This is a genomic window from Patescibacteria group bacterium (genome assembly GCA_022563395.1).
Lineage (GTDB): Bacteria > Patescibacteriota > Minisyncoccia > Minisyncoccales > UBA10102 > 01-FULL-49-22b.
In genome coordinates, this window is the sequence record JADFNM010000001.1 from 326,322 (window position 1) to 342,863 (window position 16,542).

Annotated in this window: 15 protein-coding genes and 1 tRNA gene; 11 read left to right on the top strand and 5 right to left on the bottom strand. The window is 46.4% G+C overall.

All coding sequences use genetic code 11. The features are described from left to right. Positions 1–40: 40 nt before the first annotated feature. Complete coding sequence (locus IH982_01920) at positions 41–445, bottom strand: hypothetical protein (GenBank protein MCH7828609.1); 405 nt, start codon at positions 443–445, stop codon at positions 41–43. Between the two features lie 60 nt (positions 446–505). Then, entirely contained in the window at positions 506–3,364 is a 2,859-nt protein-coding gene (gene uvrA, locus IH982_01925; GenBank protein MCH7828610.1) for an excinuclease ABC subunit UvrA, read from the bottom strand. A 140-nt stretch (positions 3,365–3,504) separates the two neighbouring features. Here uvrA and IH982_01930 point away from each other — a divergent pair, with 140 nt between their 5' ends. The 8 genes from IH982_01930 to trpS all read left to right on the top strand — a co-directional run bounded on the left by IH982_01930 (position 3,505) and on the right by trpS (position 10,726). Then, positions 3,505–3,726 (top strand): hypothetical protein, encoded by a 222-nt coding sequence (locus IH982_01930; protein ID MCH7828611.1) that lies wholly within the window; start codon positions 3,505–3,507, stop codon positions 3,724–3,726. Between the two features lie 67 nt (positions 3,727–3,793). Then, positions 3,794–5,281, top strand: coding sequence for a UvrB/UvrC motif-containing protein (locus IH982_01935; GenBank protein ID MCH7828612.1), 1,488 nt, complete (start codon positions 3,794–3,796; stop codon positions 5,279–5,281). 101 nt (positions 5,282–5,382) lie between these two features. Next, entirely contained in the window at positions 5,383–5,724 is a 342-nt protein-coding gene (locus tag IH982_01940) for a hypothetical protein (GenBank protein MCH7828613.1), read from the top strand. Then, positions 5,721–5,936, top strand: coding sequence for a preprotein translocase subunit SecG (gene secG, locus IH982_01945; GenBank protein ID MCH7828614.1), 216 nt, complete (start codon positions 5,721–5,723; stop codon positions 5,934–5,936). Before IH982_01940 ends, secG begins: the two co-directional genes overlap by 4 nt. A gap of 3 nt (positions 5,937–5,939) precedes the next feature. After that, positions 5,940–7,946 (top strand): hypothetical protein, encoded by a 2,007-nt coding sequence (locus IH982_01950; protein MCH7828615.1) that lies wholly within the window; start codon positions 5,940–5,942, stop codon positions 7,944–7,946. Further along, positions 7,947–8,033 (top strand) — tRNA-Leu (locus tag IH982_01955). Positions 8,034–8,055: 22 nt separating this feature from the next. Then, positions 8,056–9,735 carry a ribonuclease J gene (locus IH982_01960; GenBank protein ID MCH7828616.1) on the top strand — a complete coding sequence of 560 codons (1,680 nt, stop codon included), beginning with the start codon at positions 8,056–8,058 and terminating at the stop codon, positions 9,733–9,735. A 7-nt stretch (positions 9,736–9,742) separates the two neighbouring features. Further along, positions 9,743–10,726 (top strand): tryptophan--tRNA ligase, encoded by a 984-nt coding sequence (gene trpS, locus IH982_01965; GenBank protein ID MCH7828617.1) that lies wholly within the window; start codon positions 9,743–9,745, stop codon positions 10,724–10,726. On the opposite strand, the gene IH982_01970 is transcribed toward trpS, so the two are convergent. Continuing rightward, entirely contained in the window at positions 10,723–12,129 is a 1,407-nt protein-coding gene (locus IH982_01970) for a phosphomannomutase/phosphoglucomutase (protein MCH7828618.1), read from the bottom strand. The two genes, trpS and IH982_01970, sit on opposite strands and share 4 nt — an antisense overlap. Before the next feature lie 114 nt (positions 12,130–12,243). On the opposite strand from IH982_01970, the gene IH982_01975 reads away from it, so the two are divergent. From IH982_01975 to IH982_01985, 3 genes are read left to right on the top strand one after another with little or no spacing between them, the layout of a single operon-like run. Beyond that, entirely contained in the window at positions 12,244–12,663 is a 420-nt protein-coding gene (locus IH982_01975) for a 30S ribosomal protein S6 (GenBank protein ID MCH7828619.1), read from the top strand. Further along, positions 12,660–13,136 (top strand): single-stranded DNA-binding protein, encoded by a 477-nt coding sequence (locus IH982_01980; protein ID MCH7828620.1) that lies wholly within the window; start codon positions 12,660–12,662, stop codon positions 13,134–13,136. The genes IH982_01975 and IH982_01980 overlap by 4 nt, the downstream gene beginning before the upstream one ends. 2 nt (positions 13,137–13,138) lie before the next feature. After that, a complete protein-coding gene (locus IH982_01985; GenBank protein ID MCH7828621.1) occupies positions 13,139–13,336 on the top strand; it encodes a 30S ribosomal protein S18 in 198 nt (65 codons plus the stop codon). On the opposite strand, the gene recA is transcribed toward IH982_01985, so the two are convergent. Both recA and IH982_01995 read right to left on the bottom strand, forming a co-directional pair. Next, positions 13,325–14,314: a recombinase RecA gene (recA, locus tag IH982_01990; GenBank protein ID MCH7828622.1), complete on the bottom strand. Its 990-nt coding sequence runs from the start codon at positions 14,312–14,314 to the stop codon at positions 13,325–13,327. The genes IH982_01985 and recA overlap by 12 nt on opposite strands. Positions 14,315–14,335: 21 nt before the next feature. Then, positions 14,336–16,510, bottom strand: a complete 2,175-nt coding sequence (locus IH982_01995) for a DNA translocase FtsK (GenBank protein MCH7828623.1) — start codon at positions 16,508–16,510, stop codon at positions 14,336–14,338. Positions 16,511–16,542 lie beyond the last annotated feature (32 nt).

Consider the following 16,542-nt stretch of genomic DNA (forward strand, 5'->3'; position numbering starts at 1 on the left):
AGAAATTGTCAATAAAAAAGCCCTTCTTTGGCAAGAAGGGCTACTCTCGGGACAGATGCCTCATCTTCCTCACGTGCACCTGGGGACGAGGAATCCCGACGCGAGGAGCAAGATTGCGGCTGATGCGGTGCGTAAGGTTACTGAATTTCCCCTTCTGGAATCCTTCAGCGGGTTGAACCAGAACCTCAAGAATACGTTTGCGGTCCACGCCCGTCTTAAATGAGATGCGTACATCCTCTACTCCAAGCTCTGCTCGGACCACCTCCTCAAGGAACTCGACGTCTTCAATGATTTGGACGCCTTCGTCTCTTCTTTGAGGAAGGATATCTATGGCTTTGAGCTCAACAGGCTCCTCGTCCTCTGCTTCCTCAGCTTCCTGCTCTGCCTCCTGCGGCCTCCCATTCCGATGAGGTAAAAAGAGGCGCAGGAATGATAGTATCTCCATTTCTCACCTCCGTAGGATTATAGTAAGCCGCTTCTAACAAATCATAAAACGGCCGAATTGTCAAAGAACCCTGCCCGTGTAGCTCTTTTTCACTCTTGCTACTTCCTTGGGAGTGCCCTCTGCAACAAGCTCGCCTCCTTTTTCTCCGCCTTCCGGTCCTAAATCCAAAATCCAGTCTGCATTACGCACCAAATCCAAATTATGCTCAATAACCAGCACGGTGTTTCCTTTATCTACAAGTTCTCCTAAAACCTGCAAGAGTTTTTTTACGTCGTCAAAATGCAACCCGGTGGTTGGCTCATCTAATATGTACAAGGTCTTTCCTGTTGCTTTCTTTGCAAGCTCTGTTGCCAGCTTTACCCGCTGTGCTTCCCCGCCAGACAAAGAGGGGGCCGGCTGTCCCAACTCAATATACGAGAGACCAACATCATGTAAGGTTTTTAACTTTGCTGCGAGCGATGGAATGTTCTTGAAAAACGCCAAGGCTTCCTCTACGGTCATCTCAAGTACCTCTGCAATATTCTTTCCCTTATACTGTACCTCCAGCACTTCTTTCATGTACCTTTTTCCCTGACACTCCTCACACTCAACATACACATCAGGCAAAAAGTACATCTCAATCTTTTTTAACCCTTGGCCTTCACAACTCTCACATCTTCCCCCCTTCACGTTAAAAGAAAATCTGCCCAAAGCATAGCCCCTTACCCTGGCCTCTCTTGTTCCGGCAAACAAATCACGTACGACAGAGAAAGCTCCGGTATAGGTTGCGGGGTTAGAGCGCGGCGTTCTTCCAATGGGCGACTGGTCCACCAACACCACCTTATTTACATACTCAATGCCTTCAATTGCTTTGTGTGCTCCCGGCTCTTCTTTTGCCTTGTAGAACTTTTGGAGCAGGGCTTTTGCCAAAATGTCGTTTATCAAAGAACTCTTCCCAGAACCAGAAACTCCGGTCACGCACACCAACTTTCCCAAAGGTATTTTTACGTCAATGTTTTTTAAGTTGTTGTGGGAAGCTCCCTTTATTGTAAGGAAATGCTGAGTGGGGTGCTGAGCGGGGTCAGACCCCGCTCTGCCTTGAAGGGGGGGTCTGACCCCGCTTTGCCTCAACATCGTGACTGTTTTTCTCCCCGCAAGATAATCACCAGTAAGGGTGCGAGATTTCTTCAGTTTTGCAGGAGTACCCGTAAATGTAACACGGCCTCCGTGCTTTCCAGCTCCGGGGCCAATGTCTATCACCCAGTCAGCAGAGCGGATGGTTTGGGGATCGTGCTCTACCACTACAATGGTGTTGCCCAATGTGCGCAATTTCTGCAATATTGCAATCAACCTGTATTGGTCTCTTGCATGCAGACCAACCGATGGTTCATCTAATATGTATAAGACTCCGGCGAGCTTAGAACCAATCTGGGTTGCAAGCCGTATTCTCTGCTCTTCTCCCCCAGACAAGGTTCCTGCCTTTCTTGCTAGGGTCAAATATTCCAACCCAACGTCAATCAAAAACTGAAGTCTATTCAACACTTCTTTTATTATGGGTTGGGCTATCTTCTTTTCGTACTCTTTTAAAGAGAGCTTGGAGAAAAACTCTTTGGTGTGATTAAGCTGAAGGTTCACTACTTGGTGGATGGATTTTGAGCCAACCGTCACTGCCAAGACCTCTGGCTTTAATCTCTTTCCTTGGCACTTGACGCAAATCTTCTCAACCATATACTGCTCAATTTCTTCCCTTGCATATTCAGAATCGGTTTCATGGTATCTCCTCTCTAGCCAAGGAATCACACCCTCAAACCCCGCACCAGAAGCTTCGCTTCGGTGCGGGGCGGGATCTCCGTAGAGTATTAAATCAATCGCTTTTTTGGGTAAATCCTTAACTGGACTATCCAAAGAAAACTTGCGCTCTTTTGCCAAATCCTCCAGTTTCCACCAAAAGAATCCCTGCCTCCCTATCCTATGGGAAGCATGGGCCCAGGGGAAAATAGCGCCTTCTGCAATGGAGAGCCGGGGATTGGGAATGACCAGTTTTGGATCAACCTCCAACTTCTCTCCCAACCCTTGGCAGGCAGGGCATGCTCCAAAAGGAGAATTGAAAGAAAAGACCCTGGGCTCAATCTCTGGCAAAGAGATACCGCAATCCTCGCAGGCAAACCGCTCTGAAAAAACAAGGTCAACATCATTTTGATTTTTTGCTTTTGATTTTTGACTTATCATCACCATGCCCTTTCCAAGCTTTAACGCGGTCTCTAAAGAATCAACAAGCCGGGGGCGGTCCAAATCATTTTCCATGGTCAACCTATCTACTACAACTTCAATGGAATGTTTCTTTTTGCGGTCCAACTCTTTTTCCAGGGCTTCTTCAATGCGGTATACGATACCGTCAATCCGAACTCGCACAAACCCGGAACGCTGAATCTCTTCTAAAATGCCTTGATGCTCACCCTTTCTTTCTCTTATCACAGGACCTAAAATGGCAACCTCGGTATCTTTGGGAAGTTTTTGCACCTGCAGCGCAATGTGAGAAACAGATTGCCTGGAAACTACCTTGCCGCAATTTGGGCAATGGGGTATGCCAATCCGCGCAAACAAAAGACGGAGATAATCATAAATCTCCGTAATGGTTCCAACCGTAGACCTTGGATTGTGCGCCCCTTTTCTCTGGTCAATGGCAATGGCAGGAGAAATGCCTTCAATGCTGTCTACGTCGGGTTTTTGCATGATACCCAGAAACTGGCGGGCGTATGCACTCAAACTTTCTACATACCTTCTTTGTCCTTCAGCATATAAGGTATCAAAGGCAAGAGAGCTTTTCCCAGAACCAGAAAGCCCGGTAATAACCACAAGCTTCCCCTTTGGGATGTCAACGTCAATGTTTTTTAGATTATGGACTCTTGCTCCCCTAATTTTAATGAGATCTTGCGCCATGTCGGTGCAATTATACACTCATTATCAAATCATTTCAAGAGATGAATGGGGAACCTGCAATTATTGACAAAGAGAGAAATATATGATATGAAAAATTCTAGCTCACGGCCAAAAAAATCAGTCAGCAGACGGAGGATACGATGAACGAACAGGAAATGCGCCAGGAAAAGATAGCTCTTGTCACAGGCGTCCTATTTGCTGTTTTGGGCGGCGCGTTCGGGTTCTGGATGGGGCTTGAAGCGGCGAGCGAGCCTATTGGAATTCTCGCAGGCATGATGGTTGTCGCCTTCGTCGGATACTTTTTCGGAGTTATCCTCGGAGGTATACTCGCCGCACCCCCAGAAAACGGCACTGCACACTAAGCAAACCTGGTCAGTATAGCCCCGGAGTTTCGACTCTGGGGCTTCCTATTTCTGCTATACTATTTTTATGGAGAAGTTTCGATATATTCTAAAAGCAAAACTCTCAATACTTCCCAAGGCACCCGGTGTCTATGCTTTGTCGTCTCCCAAAACAATCTTATATATAGGAAAGGCAGCCAACATCAAAGACCGGGTCAAAAACCACTTTGCAAAAATCATCTACAAAGACAACCTCTTCATTAAAGACGTAACCAGGGTTGGATATATCAAAACAGACTCAGATATTGATGCTTTGCTGCTGGAATCAAAACTCATTAAAACAAAGCAGCCAAAGTATAATGTCATGTGGAAAGACGACAAGAAGTACTTCTATGTCGCAATAACTAAAGAAAACTTTCCACGAGTATTTCTCACTCATCAACCCACAGGTTCCGCTACGGGAGCATCCACCGTCGCTTCGCGCGCCATACCCACGGCCCCTCCCGAGCTTCGCTCCGTCGGACGCTCCCTCCGCCAGGGCATAGACTATATTGGTCCTTTTACCGAAGGAAAGGCAATTAAGCGAGTGCTAAGATTGTTAAGAAGAGTATTCCCCTATTACACGGCAAAAAAGCATGGGACTCTTCTTTGTCAGTACTGTCATTTGAATCTATGCCCAGGCCCCACCCCTAACAAAAAAGCATACAAAAAGAACATACGCAATCTTGTTGCTGTTCTTTTAGGAAAGAAAACCTCGGTGTTGAAACAACTAAAAAAAGATATGGAGAGCGCGGCAAAGAACCAGGATTTTGAAAAGGCGGCAGGATTAAGAGACCAGTTTCTTTCTTTAGAACACATCATTTCCCATGCACGGCTTCTTTCTCCCGAGGTTTCGCCTTCCCTTAACTGGACCATGATAGAAAAAGAACTGCAAAAGCTCTTTTTGACCAAAAAGAGAATTACCCGCATTGAGGCATACGACATCTCCAACATTCAGGGTAAGGAGGCAACGGGTTCCCAGATTACCTTTCTTAAAGGAGTTCCTGCAAAGGAGTACTATAAAAAATACAAGATTCGATTGGTACATAATAAGAGCCGGGGCATTGCTAAACGCTCGACAGGGACGCCTCGCTACAATGCCCGTCGGAACCAAGCAGTTGGCTCCGACCCAAATGATTTCGCCATGATGAAAGAACTTCTTGAAAGGCGCCTTCGGCATCCAGAGTGGCCCTACCCCCAGCTCATGGTTATTGACGGCGGCAAGGGCCAACTCACCTCAGTTCTCAAAGCCATTTCAAACTTAATCTCGTCAAATTATCCCCAACCCTTCGGGTCTGAAAACCCTTCAGGGTCTGAACGACTTAGTTTAACTAAGTTACGAGGTATTAAAATCGTAGCTTTGGCAAAGAGACAGAATGAACTGTTCTTTCCAAAAAAGCCAAAGTCAGTATTACTCCGAGATCTGCCAAGACCGCTGGAAAACTTATTCTTGCACATTCGAGATGAGGCACACCGCTTTGCCATTAAATATCACCGTACCCTACGCTCAAAAAACCTATTCTTGAGGTCCTCTTAAATGAGGTCCTCTTAAATCTCGTTTAAGCATGTATGCTTAAACGAGATTTAGGCATTATCTGTATTATTGACGAAACGAGAGAATACCTATATACTAAGGTAATGCTGCAGACAATTGTACTCTCTTTGCTTGCAGGACTGGCTGGCCTTTGGATTGCAACGGAGTTCGTTCCAGGAGTTAGCTTTACGGGCAATCTGAAAAGCTTCTTGATTGCAGGTGTTATTCTTGGTATTATCATCGCTGTATCGCGCCCCTTGCTGAACCTCTTTTCTTTGATTGTGAAACTCGTGGTTCTGGTGGCCCTCACTCTTTTGGGAGTATGGATCTTGGACATTCTCTTTCCCGAACTCAACATTCTTGGTATAACCTCTTTGTTGTGGACCGGGCTTGCGGTGGCAGGAGCTACCGTAGTCCTTTCTCTGTTTGGCAGAGGTAAAGTATGAATCCTTTAAGCATTGCGCAAATTGTCGTAGCGGTCCTCTTGGTGGTTGCCATCCTTCTTCAGCAGCGTGGAGGAGGGTTGGGCGGCATTTTTGGAGGCGGAGGTGAAGGATTCTACGCCGCGAGGCGTGGGCTCCAACAAAAACTCTACTGGGCAACCGTTACATTGGGTATTCTCTTTGTAGCCCTTGCCCTGCTCAATCTCCTTTTTTAGGTAATGTTTCGAAAATCTCCTCTTTTTGACAACTTTTCTGGTTTTGTGCGGGACTTCAGGTTTCCCTCGTTTGATCAATGGACAAAACTGCCCCGCGTTCTTTCTCTAAAAGAAAAGAAGGGGCTGCTCTTGCTTCTGGTTCTCTTTTTGGGCTCCTTTCTGTTCTTAGCTTCCCATATCTATATCACCTACACCGTAGTAACTCCGGCCAGGGGGGGTCAGGTAACCGAGGGCATGGTGGGCTCTCCTCGCTTTTTAAACCCCGTGTATGCTGAGGTAAACGACATTGATAGAAGTTTGAGCCAACTTTTGTTCTCTGGGCTGCTCCGTTACGACAATGATGGTAACCTCGCTTACGACCTTGCAGAGAATTACAGCGTTTCGGAAGGCGGGAGAGTATTTGAGGTAAACTTAAAAGACAATGTGAGGTGGCACGACGGCTACGGCTTTGACGCAGACGATATTCTCTTTACCATACAGACCATTCAGGACCCCAGGTACAAGTCGCCGGTGAGGGCAAACTGGGTGGGAGTTAATGTTCAAAAGGTTTCTCCTCTTAAGGTACGATTTGTTTTAAAAGACCCTTTTGCAAGCTTCCCAGAACGTCTCACCTTAAAAATCCTGCCCAAGCACGTATGGGAAGAAATTAGTCCTGAAAACTTTGCTCTTTCCATATATAACCTTCAGCCCATAGGAACTGGCCCCTATCGCTTGGTTGATGTAAAACGCACCAAGTCAGGCTCGGTAAGTGAAATACAGCTCAGGGCAAATTCAAGATACCATCTTTTGGGCCCATACATTGAGAAACTCGTGTTCAAATTCTTTGAAACAGAAGAAGAGTTGCTCCGCGAAGCTGATGCGGGCAAGCTTCAGAGCTTTTCTCTCATAAACCCCGCCCCCTCAAGATTCCGCAACCCCGCATTAAAGCTATACGAGTTTTCTCTTCCACGCTCCTACTCTTTATTCTTTAACCTTGAAGCAAACTCTCCGGTTGCAGAAAAAAATGTCAGAAAAGCGCTTGCCCTCGGAATTGACCAACAAGAGTTAAACAAAAAAGTGTTTGCAGGAAATGCAATTCTGCTGTCTTCTCTTCTGCGGCCTGACCTATTTTTGTTTACCAATCCTCCAATCCAGGACAAAGATATTGCAAAAGCCTTTACCTTGCTTCAAGAAGAAGGATACCAAAAAACAGAGCAGGGAAATTTGGTAAAGGTTGCAGTTTCAAGCGAGTTTTCAACAGACCTTCGCCGAGGAAACCAAGGCGCCTTAGTGACTGCTTTGCAACAATGCCTATCGCTAGACCCCAATGTATATCCTGACGGCACGGTAAACGGGGTGTTTGGACCCGCAACCCAGGCTGCGGTCATACGATTTCAAGAAAAATATGCAGAGGATGTCTTGGCTCCCTCAGGCTTAAGCAAGGGAACAGGAACAGTGGGTCCCGCAACCCGTGCAAGGCTTAATGAAGTATGCTCTACTCCAGAAGAAGACACTCCGTTTAAGCTCACTCTTACCACCCTAGACCAGTCTCCCTTAAAAGACGTAGCCCTGTTTGTGGCAGATTCATGGAAAGAGCTGGGAATCGCCACAAAGATTAATTTTCTCACCTCTGGCGAATTGGAACGAGATGTGCTAAAACCAAGAAACTTTGAAATACTCTTGTTTGGAGAAATTCTCAGCAGAATTCCAGACCCCCTTCCCTTTTGGCACTCCTCTCAAGTAAAAGACCCGGGGCTTAACCTTTCAGGATACGACAACTCAGATGCAGACACACTGCTTGAACAAATCCGCAGGAGTTTAAACGCAAAAGACCGGAGCAATTTCCTGCTTGAGCTCCAAAGCCTTCTGTTAAAAGACCTTCCAGCAATAGCGCTCTATGACCTTCCTTTCCAGTATGTTGTTTCAAAGAAAATTAAGGACGTGAAAGGACAGCTCTTGTCTGAGCCTTCACAAAGGTTTTCTGGCGTTTTGGATTGGTATATAAAGACAAAACGAGTTTGGAGCTTTTAGGCCTGGGTGGTGAAATTGGCAAACACGCTAGCTTCAGGAGCTAGTGCCTTCACGGGCTTGCGAGTTCAAGTCTCGCCCCAGGCACCAAAGATAAATAAATAACTCACATATGACAAAACCACAGACGCAACCAATAAAGATTATCCCCCTAGGAGGATTAGGTGAGGTTGGGAAAAACATGATGGTCATTGAGGACCAGGGCAAAATCCTCATTATTGACATGGGTCTTCGCATGCCAGAAGAAGACATGCCGGGCATTGACTATATCATTCCCAACATTATTTCCTTGCGGGGCAGGGAAAAAGACATTGTTGGCATTCTCATCACCCACGGACACCTCGACCACATTGGCGCCATTCCCTACCTGGTAGGCAAACTTGGCAATCCTCCCATGTTTGTAGCTCCCCTTGCAAAAGGCATTCTCTTGAAACGCCAGGAGGATTTCTCGCGCCAGCCAAAGCTCAAAATCTCTCCCATAGAAGACGGGAAAATATTGAGGCTCGGGCCGTTTAAAATAGAGCCCTTTCGACAAAACCACAATATCAACGACAACTTCGGGTTTGTTATTGAAACGTCGCAAGGAAACATTGTCCACAGCTCAGACTTTAAGTTTGACGACAGCCCAGTCAATGATCCCCCAACAGACTATAATCGTTTTAAAAAGATTGGGAGAAACAAGGTATTACTGTTAATGTCTGACTCCACAAACGCGGAACAGCCCAATCATTCCCTATCAGAAAAGGTCATCATGGAAAACCTGGACGAAATCTTCAAGAAAGCACAGGGGAGAATCATTACCGCAACCTTTAGTTCTTTGCTCAACCGCATCCAACAAATCATCACACTCTCTGAAAAATACGGACGGAGGGTTGCCATTGAGGGATATTCCATGAAAACCAATGTGGAGATTGCAAAACGACTGGGGTATATTAAGGCAAGAAAGGGAACCCTGCTTACAACAAAAGAGGTATTAAAATACCCCGACAACAAGATAACAATTCTCTCCACGGGAGCTCAGGGAGAAGAGAATGCGGTCTTAATGCGCATTATCAACAAAGAGCACAAGGTTTTAAAAATCCAACGGGGAGATTCTGTCATTTTTTCCTCTTCTGTTATTCCGGGCAATGAGAGAACGGTGCAATTTGTGAAAGATCATCTCTATAGACAGGGCGCCATTGTGTTCCATTATAAAATGATGGATATTCATGCTTCGGGGCACGCCAATCAAGAAGAACTCAAAGAACTCATCTCATACTTAAAGCCCACGTTCTTTATGCCCATTCATGGACAGTTCTCCATGATGTATACCCATGCTGACCTGGCAAGGGAAGAGGGTATCCCTGAAAAAAATATCGTCATACCGGAAAACGGGAATATCATACATCTGACCCGAAGCCAAATCTCCATTGATAAAAAGAGTGTCCCCGCAAACCTCATTATGGTTGATGGTTTGGGTGTGGGAGATGTTGGAGAGATTGTGCTGCGGGACCGCCAGAACCTGGCCAAAGACGGTATGTTCGTAATTATTGTTGTGGTGGACCGCCAGAAAGGAACCGTGCGGGGCTCCCCCGACATTATCTCACGCGGTTTCATTTACCTGAGGGAATCCAAAGATCTCCTGCGGGACGTAAGGCGCAGAGTGGTGGGAGTCGTAAATAAGGCATCTCAAACCGGTGGAGCTGTCAACTGGGTGCATGTAAGAGACCAGGTGAAAAAAGAGGTTTCTGATTTTCTCCAAAAGAAACTGGACCGTCACCCCATGGTATTACCCGTCATCATTGAGGTATGATGGTGCAATGAGGATATTCTCTGGCATACAACCAACAGGACAGCTCCATATTGGAAACTACCTGGGAGCTACCAAAAACTGGGCCGAACTCCAAGCCAAACACGACTGCTTTTTTATGGTAGCTGACTTGCATGCGCTCACTGCTTTGCAAGACCCAAAACAATTCTCCAAGACCACTCTCGCAAAGTTTGTAGAGCTTCTTTCTGTAGGGCTCAATCCTGAAAAGTGCATTATCTTTATACAGTCCCACATCAAAGAACACACCGAGTTAGCTTGGATTTTCAGCACCCTCACCCCTCTTGGGGAGTTGGAACGCATGACCCAGTTTAAAGACAAGGTAAAAAAGCAACACGGAAATATCAACGCAGGGCTTTTAACCTACCCTGCCTTAATGGCAGCTGACATCCTCTTGTACAAAACACAAGGGGTCCCTGTGGGAAAAGACCAAACGCAACATCTGGAACTTGCCCGCAGCATTGCAAAGAAGTTTAACTTAACCTATGGAAAAACATTCCCAGAGCCAGAAACTATTTTGGTGAAAGAAGGCTCAAAAATCATGTCGCTGAAAGAACCAAAGAAAAAAATGTCAAAATCTGATGCGAAAGAATCCTTTATTAGCATTTTTGAAGAACCAGAAAGCATCTTAAAAAAGATTCGGGGGGCCATTACCGATACTGGCAAAGAAATCAAATATAATCCCACAAAAAAGCCGGGGATTTCAAATCTTTTGACCATATACGCTCTTTTTTCTGGTGAATCAATCCTAGAAATAGAAAAAAGGTTCAAGGGAAAAGGATATGCCACCTTTAAAAAATCACTGGCAGATCTTCTCGCAAAAAAGCTGGAACCATTGCGTAAAAGGCAAAAAGAGCTGGACTCACGCGAACTCTACGTAAAGGAAATCCTCCGCCAAGGGGAAAATAGGGCGCGTTCCATTGCCAAAAACACCATGGAGGAAGTTCGCGAGAAGGTTGGACTTCTAGAGGCCTAGCTAAGCCCGAGCTTCAGATAGTGCTCTTTTGTAACGGGCACGCCGAGCTTAGAAAACAAGTCAAGAAAATCCCGTTCTATCCTTTCCAGATCTTCTTTCGTTTCTCCTTCAAATCTACACTTCACGTGTGGACTTGTATTGGCTGCTCTCACTAAAGCCCACCCCTTTTCAAGCTGAATCCTTGCTCCATCAACATCAATAAGCGAATATCCCTCTTTCTTGAAATACTCTAACAACTTGCTGACAAGTCCAAACTTTGTTTTGTCTGGAACGTCGATAAACAGCTCGGGGCTCGCTTCATAATGCGGGAGGGTATCAATGTATGCTGCAAAGTCTTGCTGTGAAGAAGCAATTTCAGCCAACTTCAGAGAGGCGAACAAAGCATCATCTACAGGATAGTACTCCTGGGGAAAAATGAAATGCAGGGTAATCTCTCCGCCGAATACGGCTCCAGTCTCCTCAATTTTCTTTATCACCGCATTGTGGTGAGAAACAGAAAAGTGCGTAGGAACTCCCAACTTTCTCATTTCGTCTAAAAAAGCTTTGGACACTCGAACGTCATGCACCACGGGTCCCTTCTGCTTTTTTACTGCCTGCAAGGCCAACATGAGCATTGCAAAATCTCCCGACACCACCCTACCTTTATTATCTACAATGCCAACCCGATCTCCGTCGGCATCATACGCTAAACCAATGTCAGCTCCATCTTTGAGCACTGCTTCTTTTAAGTCTTTTAAGTTCTCCTCTTGGTAAGGATCGGGCGGATGATTCGGGAACGTGCCGTCATATTCTCCATACAGTGTTCTCACCGTACACCCCAGCTTTTGGAACACCTTTTCTGGAAGAAACCCCATGGCCCCGTTTCCAGAATCAACAACCAAGGAGAGCCGACGCTTCAAACGAATGCGAGAAGAAACATATTCTGTGTACTCCTCAACAGAATCTCTGGTCTCTACTTTCCCAGGAACGTCAGCTGAAATCAACCTTTCTTCTTCTGCAAGATCACGAATGCTGCTCAGTTCCTCTCCAACAACGTCATAGGGAACATCCTCTCCTTCGCGCTTCACGCTCATGCTCAAACCGTTAAAGGAGCCCAAGCTGTGGGATCCGGAAACTACAATTCCCCCGTCGTATCCGTGGTGAAACAGGGTAAAGTAGAACAGGGGGTCGGGTGCCAAGCCCAAATCAACAACGTTCTTTCCAGAGGCCAAAAAAACCTCTCTTACTGCCTCAGCAAGCAGAGGAGAACTCAGTCTCGTATCATGAGCCAACACCAAGGTTTTCACATGGGGATAGAGCCTGAGATATGCCTTTGCAATGCGAGATACCACCTCTTCTGAAAGCTCTTCTGGATACCTTCCCCGAATGTCATATGTCCGAAATATACTGGGATTTACGTTCATCCACCTTAGTATACCATACTGTGCTCTTGCTTAAATTTCATTTAGTTATCCACACCTAAACGAGATTTAAGCAGAGGTTGACCATGCAACTCAAATAGGATATGCTACCTGCGTATGAGAAACTATGAGCTTACTCTACTCCTCAAGGTAGGCCTGATGGAATCTGAACTCCAGGAACTTTTGGGTGGAATAGCATCCATGCTCCAAGACGAGGGAGCTTTGATTATAAGCCAAGACAGTAAAGGAAGGCGCGCCCTTCCAGCTCTCGTAAAAAAACACTCAGAGGCAGAGCTTACGGTTGTGAAGTTTGCCTTAGACCCCCAAAAGCTTAAAGGTGTGGAAAAGAGCCTAAGGGCCAAAGAAAGCATCCTAAGATTCGCCCTGCTCTCCTATATCCCCCAAAAAGCAAAAGAGCGCACCATTGCAAAAACTGTTGCAACTTCCATAACCCACGAACCAACAGAAGAGGAAAAGGTGGAAATTGGAGATATTGATAAAAAGCTGGAAGAAATCTTTAAAGACGACAATCTATGAATTTAAATAAAGTTTACATTGTAGGAAATTGTGTGGACGCACCAGAAATGCGCACCACCCAATCTGGTCAGCAGGTGGCAAGCTTGAGGGTTGCCACTAATAGAATGTGGAAAGATGCCCAAGGCCAACGCCAAAAGGCAACCGAGTTTCACAGTGTAGTTTTGTGGGGTAGGTTAGCAGAAATTGCCTCCCAATACCTTCAAAAGGGCTCTTTGGTCTTAATTGAAGGAAGATTGCAAACTAGATCCTGGGAAGACAGTTCTGGTCAAAAAAAGTACCGCACCGAGATCGTTGCAGAAACAATGCAGCTAGGCCCACGAGGAACAGGCGGGACAGCACAAACTTCCCAACCCTCCTCCGCTGACTCGGCCTCCGTAGCCACTTCGGCGGAGGGGGCAGCTTCGGAGGGCAAGGAAGAAATCCCAGTCATTGAAGAAAACGAAGATATTGACGTTAAAGACATACCCTTTTAGCTATGGAGTGCTATTTGTGCAAAAAGAACATTAAAGACATTGATTTTAAGAATACTCAACTCTTTCGAAACTACATTTCAGGATTGGGAAAGATACGCCCCAAAACAAAAACAGGGCTTTGTTCCACCCATCAAAGACGCATAGCCAAGGCAATCAAGCGAGCGCGGCACTTGGGTCTGCTCTCTGCCTCAGCTAAGTAGCTTTTCTCGAATCTCCTTTGCAAGCTTGGGGTTCTCTTGTAAGAACTTTTTTGAGGCCTCCATGCCCTGCCCCAGTTTTGTTGTTTCGTACTGCAGCCAGGAACCTGCCTTCTTGACCACTCCTTCTTTTAAACCTGCGTTCAAAAGGTCCGCTGCAGCAGAAATGCCTTCGTTGTAATAGATGTCAAACTCGGCTATCTTGAAGGGAGGTGCCACCTTATTTTTCACAATCTTTGCTCGAAGACGGTTCCCGATAATCTGGTCTCCGGATTTTAACTGTGCAATGCGGCGCAGCTCAATGCGAACCGAGGAGTAGAACTTAAGGGCCAATCCTCCCGGTGTGGTTTCTGGGTTTCCGAACATAACCCCAATCTTCATTCGAATCTGATTTATGAAGATAACGGTTGTCTTTGTTCTAGAAACAATCCCAGAGAGTTTTCGCAAGGCAGAAGACATTAACCGGGCTTGCAGGCCAATCGGAAACTCCCCCATCTCCCCTGCAATCTCACTTTTGGGAGTGAGGGCTGCAACCGAGTCAATAACAATGACGGCTACCTCGCCTGACCTTGCCAGGGTTTCTAAAATCTGCAGGGCCTGCTCGCCGGAATCTGGTTGGGAAATCAACAGATCATCCACGTTCACTCCAATCTTCTTTGCATAATCAGGATCCAAAGCGTGTTCTGCATCAATAAAAGCTCCAACCCCCCCCTTCTTTTGCGCTTCAGCTATAATATGCAGTGAGAGAGAGGTTTTCCCGGTTGCTTCGGGCCCATAGATTTCAATAACTCTTCCTTTGGGGACTCCTCCAACTCCCAAAGCAAGGTCAATGGAAACTGATCCGGTGGAGATAACCTCAACATCCATGGCCTTGGCTTCAGACAGGCGCATGATAGCTCCCTCTCCAAACCTCTGCTTTATCTCATCTATGGCTTCCTGGAGGTCTGCTAATTCTTTTTTTTCTTGTTTCTTTTTTGCCATGTTCTTGTATTCTAGTAAAAATTACGGAGAAAACCAGTCAGAGGCGCCAGCACCCTCTCCTTGAGGGACACCATACACCTCTCTGGGTTTCGCTCCTTCTCCTGGACCAATAACTCCTCTCTGCTCTAAAATATCCAGCAAACGGGCAGCCCTGGCATATCCAACCCTCAAGCGCCTTTGCAATAAGGAAGCTGATGCCTTCTTGGATTCCACAACTACCCTCTTTGCCTCCTCATACATAGGATCCTCGTCGTCTCCCCTGTTTTCTATGGCTTCCATGCCGCTTGCTGCTGCCTTGGCAAGCTCATCTTCTGCAATCTCTTCTCTGACATAGTCTTTGGTGTTCTTTTGAATCCACTCCACCACGTGCTTTACATCCTTGTCTGAGACATAAGAACCCTGAATTCTTTTTGGTCGGGAAAACTCAGAAGAAATGAACAGCATGTCTCCCCTTCCCAAGAGCTTTTCTGCGCCAGCCGCGTCTAGGATGGTACGTGAATCCACTTGTGAAGCAACCTGGAATGCGATGCGGGCAGTAATATTGGCCTTAATTAACCCGGTGATGACCTCCACAGAAGGGCGCTGGGTTGCCAAGACCAGGTGAATGCCAACGGCTCTCGCCATCTGGGCTAATCTCACCACCAAGGCCTCAACCTCTTTTCCTCGAGAAGCCATTAAGTCAGCTAACTCGTCAATAATGACGACAATGTAGGGCATTTGTTCTACCTCCTCACTCCTTTCCTTTCTCTTCTTTTGTTGTTCTTGCTGCCAGAGCGCATGGTAGCTTGCAATGTCTTTTGTCCTTGCAGCAGACAACACCTGAAACCTCCGTTCCATCTCTTTTATCAGCCATTTTAAGGCGTTGAGGGCGTGCTGGGTATCCAAGATAACAGGGGTTAGGAGGTGGGGAAGGTCGTTGTACACCAGAAACTCCACTCGCTTTGGGTCAACCAAGACAAACCTGAGGTTGGAGGGTGGGTTGCGGTAAATCAGGCTTAAGATAATGTTGTTTAAGGCAATGGTTTTTCCGGTTCCCGTAGCTCCTGCAACCATAAGGTGGGGCATTCGAGCCAAATCCGTGAAGATGGGACTTCCTGCAACATCCCTTCCCAAAGACATTAACAATGGATCAGTAGAGTTCTTGAATCTGGAGTTTTCAACTAAGGTGCGCAGGCGGACTGTGGTTCGTGCCTTGTTGGGAATCTCAATTCCCACCAAAGACCTCCCTGGGATGGGGGCCTCAATACGAATGGGATGCGCTGCCAAGGCTAAGGCCAAGTCACTGGAAAGCGCAGTAATTCTTGAGAGCTTTACGCCCTCGGCCGGTTTAAACGCATACTGCGTGACTGCGGGCCCAATATTCACCTCGGAGATCTCCACTGGAATGTCAAAGTTTGCCATCGTCTTTTTAATAATTGCAGAATATATCTTAATGTCCCCCGCATTGGGAACACCGCTCTCTGTTTCCAGAAGCGAAGAAGGCGGGAACTGGTAGTTTCCGGCCAAAGGCAAGGTTTGAAAACCTCTATCCTTTTCTTCTTTCCCGCCTCCGTGGCGAGGTACCGCTGAGGCGACTTCTTGCTCTTCTGGTTTTAAGTCCTCATCTTTGGGCCCTGGCTCTACTGCCTCTACTTCAAATTTGGGTTCAAAGATTTTCTTTACCTTTTCCTTTGCTCCTTGCGCAAAGGAAGACTCCTTGATCCTTTCGTGGTCCAAAAGCTGCCAAAAGATAATACCCGAAACTAAAACCACGCCGCCAAAGATAATCTCTGAAACCCAGAATCCAAAAGCAGAAAACGCGGGCCAGGAAACCAAGAGTCCAAGCCAACCTGAAACTTCTTGAATGTTTAACTCTTGAAAGCGAGCCACAGTTCCCACAATCCCCCCTGTTCCTAAAAAGAGCAACGCTAAAGCGAGCAGTACCTGCCATAAACCCCAGTAGCGCATACCAAAAAACACCAACCCTGCAATCACCAAGAACAAGGGAATGAGAAATACCGCTTTCCCGAGCACAAGAACTGCACCAGAAAAGAGAAGGGTTCCGGCAAATCCTGCCTTTTGAAAGAAAGCAAAGGCAAAGATGAGCGCCAGAACAAACATCAAAACGCCAGCTATCTTTCGCTTGGCGTCGTCTGGCACCTGAATACTCAGCCCTCTTTTGTTTCCCTTATTCTTATTCTGTTTCTTTCTTGCCACGTAAAATTTACTGTGTGATTGTTTCTGTATTA

Excerpts from the sequence above, each read along its gene's own strand:
- IH982_01920 (MCH7828609.1), bottom strand. The coding sequence starts at position 445 with ATGGAGATACTATCATTCCTGCGCCTCTTTTTACCTCATCGGAATGGG.
- uvrA (MCH7828610.1), bottom strand. The coding sequence starts at position 3,364 with ATGGCGCAAGATCTCATTAAAATTAGGGGAGCAAGAGTCCATAATCTA.
- IH982_01930 (MCH7828611.1), top strand. The coding sequence starts at position 3,505 with ATGAACGAACAGGAAATGCGCCAGGAAAAGATAGCTCTTGTCACAGGC.
- IH982_01935 (MCH7828612.1), top strand. The coding sequence starts at position 3,794 with ATGGAGAAGTTTCGATATATTCTAAAAGCAAAACTCTCAATACTTCCC.
- IH982_01940 (MCH7828613.1), top strand. The coding sequence starts at position 5,383 with ATGCTGCAGACAATTGTACTCTCTTTGCTTGCAGGACTGGCTGGCCTT.
- secG (MCH7828614.1), top strand. The coding sequence starts at position 5,721 with ATGAATCCTTTAAGCATTGCGCAAATTGTCGTAGCGGTCCTCTTGGTG.
- IH982_01950 (MCH7828615.1), top strand. The coding sequence starts at position 5,940 with ATGTTTCGAAAATCTCCTCTTTTTGACAACTTTTCTGGTTTTGTGCGG.
- IH982_01960 (MCH7828616.1), top strand. The coding sequence starts at position 8,056 with ATGACAAAACCACAGACGCAACCAATAAAGATTATCCCCCTAGGAGGA.
- trpS (MCH7828617.1), top strand. The coding sequence starts at position 9,743 with ATGAGGATATTCTCTGGCATACAACCAACAGGACAGCTCCATATTGGA.
- IH982_01970 (MCH7828618.1), bottom strand. The coding sequence starts at position 12,129 with ATGAACGTAAATCCCAGTATATTTCGGACATATGACATTCGGGGAAGG.
- IH982_01975 (MCH7828619.1), top strand. The coding sequence starts at position 12,244 with ATGAGAAACTATGAGCTTACTCTACTCCTCAAGGTAGGCCTGATGGAA.
- IH982_01980 (MCH7828620.1), top strand. The coding sequence starts at position 12,660 with ATGAATTTAAATAAAGTTTACATTGTAGGAAATTGTGTGGACGCACCA.
- IH982_01985 (MCH7828621.1), top strand. The coding sequence starts at position 13,139 with ATGGAGTGCTATTTGTGCAAAAAGAACATTAAAGACATTGATTTTAAG.
- recA (MCH7828622.1), bottom strand. The coding sequence starts at position 14,314 with ATGGCAAAAAAGAAACAAGAAAAAAAAGAATTAGCAGACCTCCAGGAA.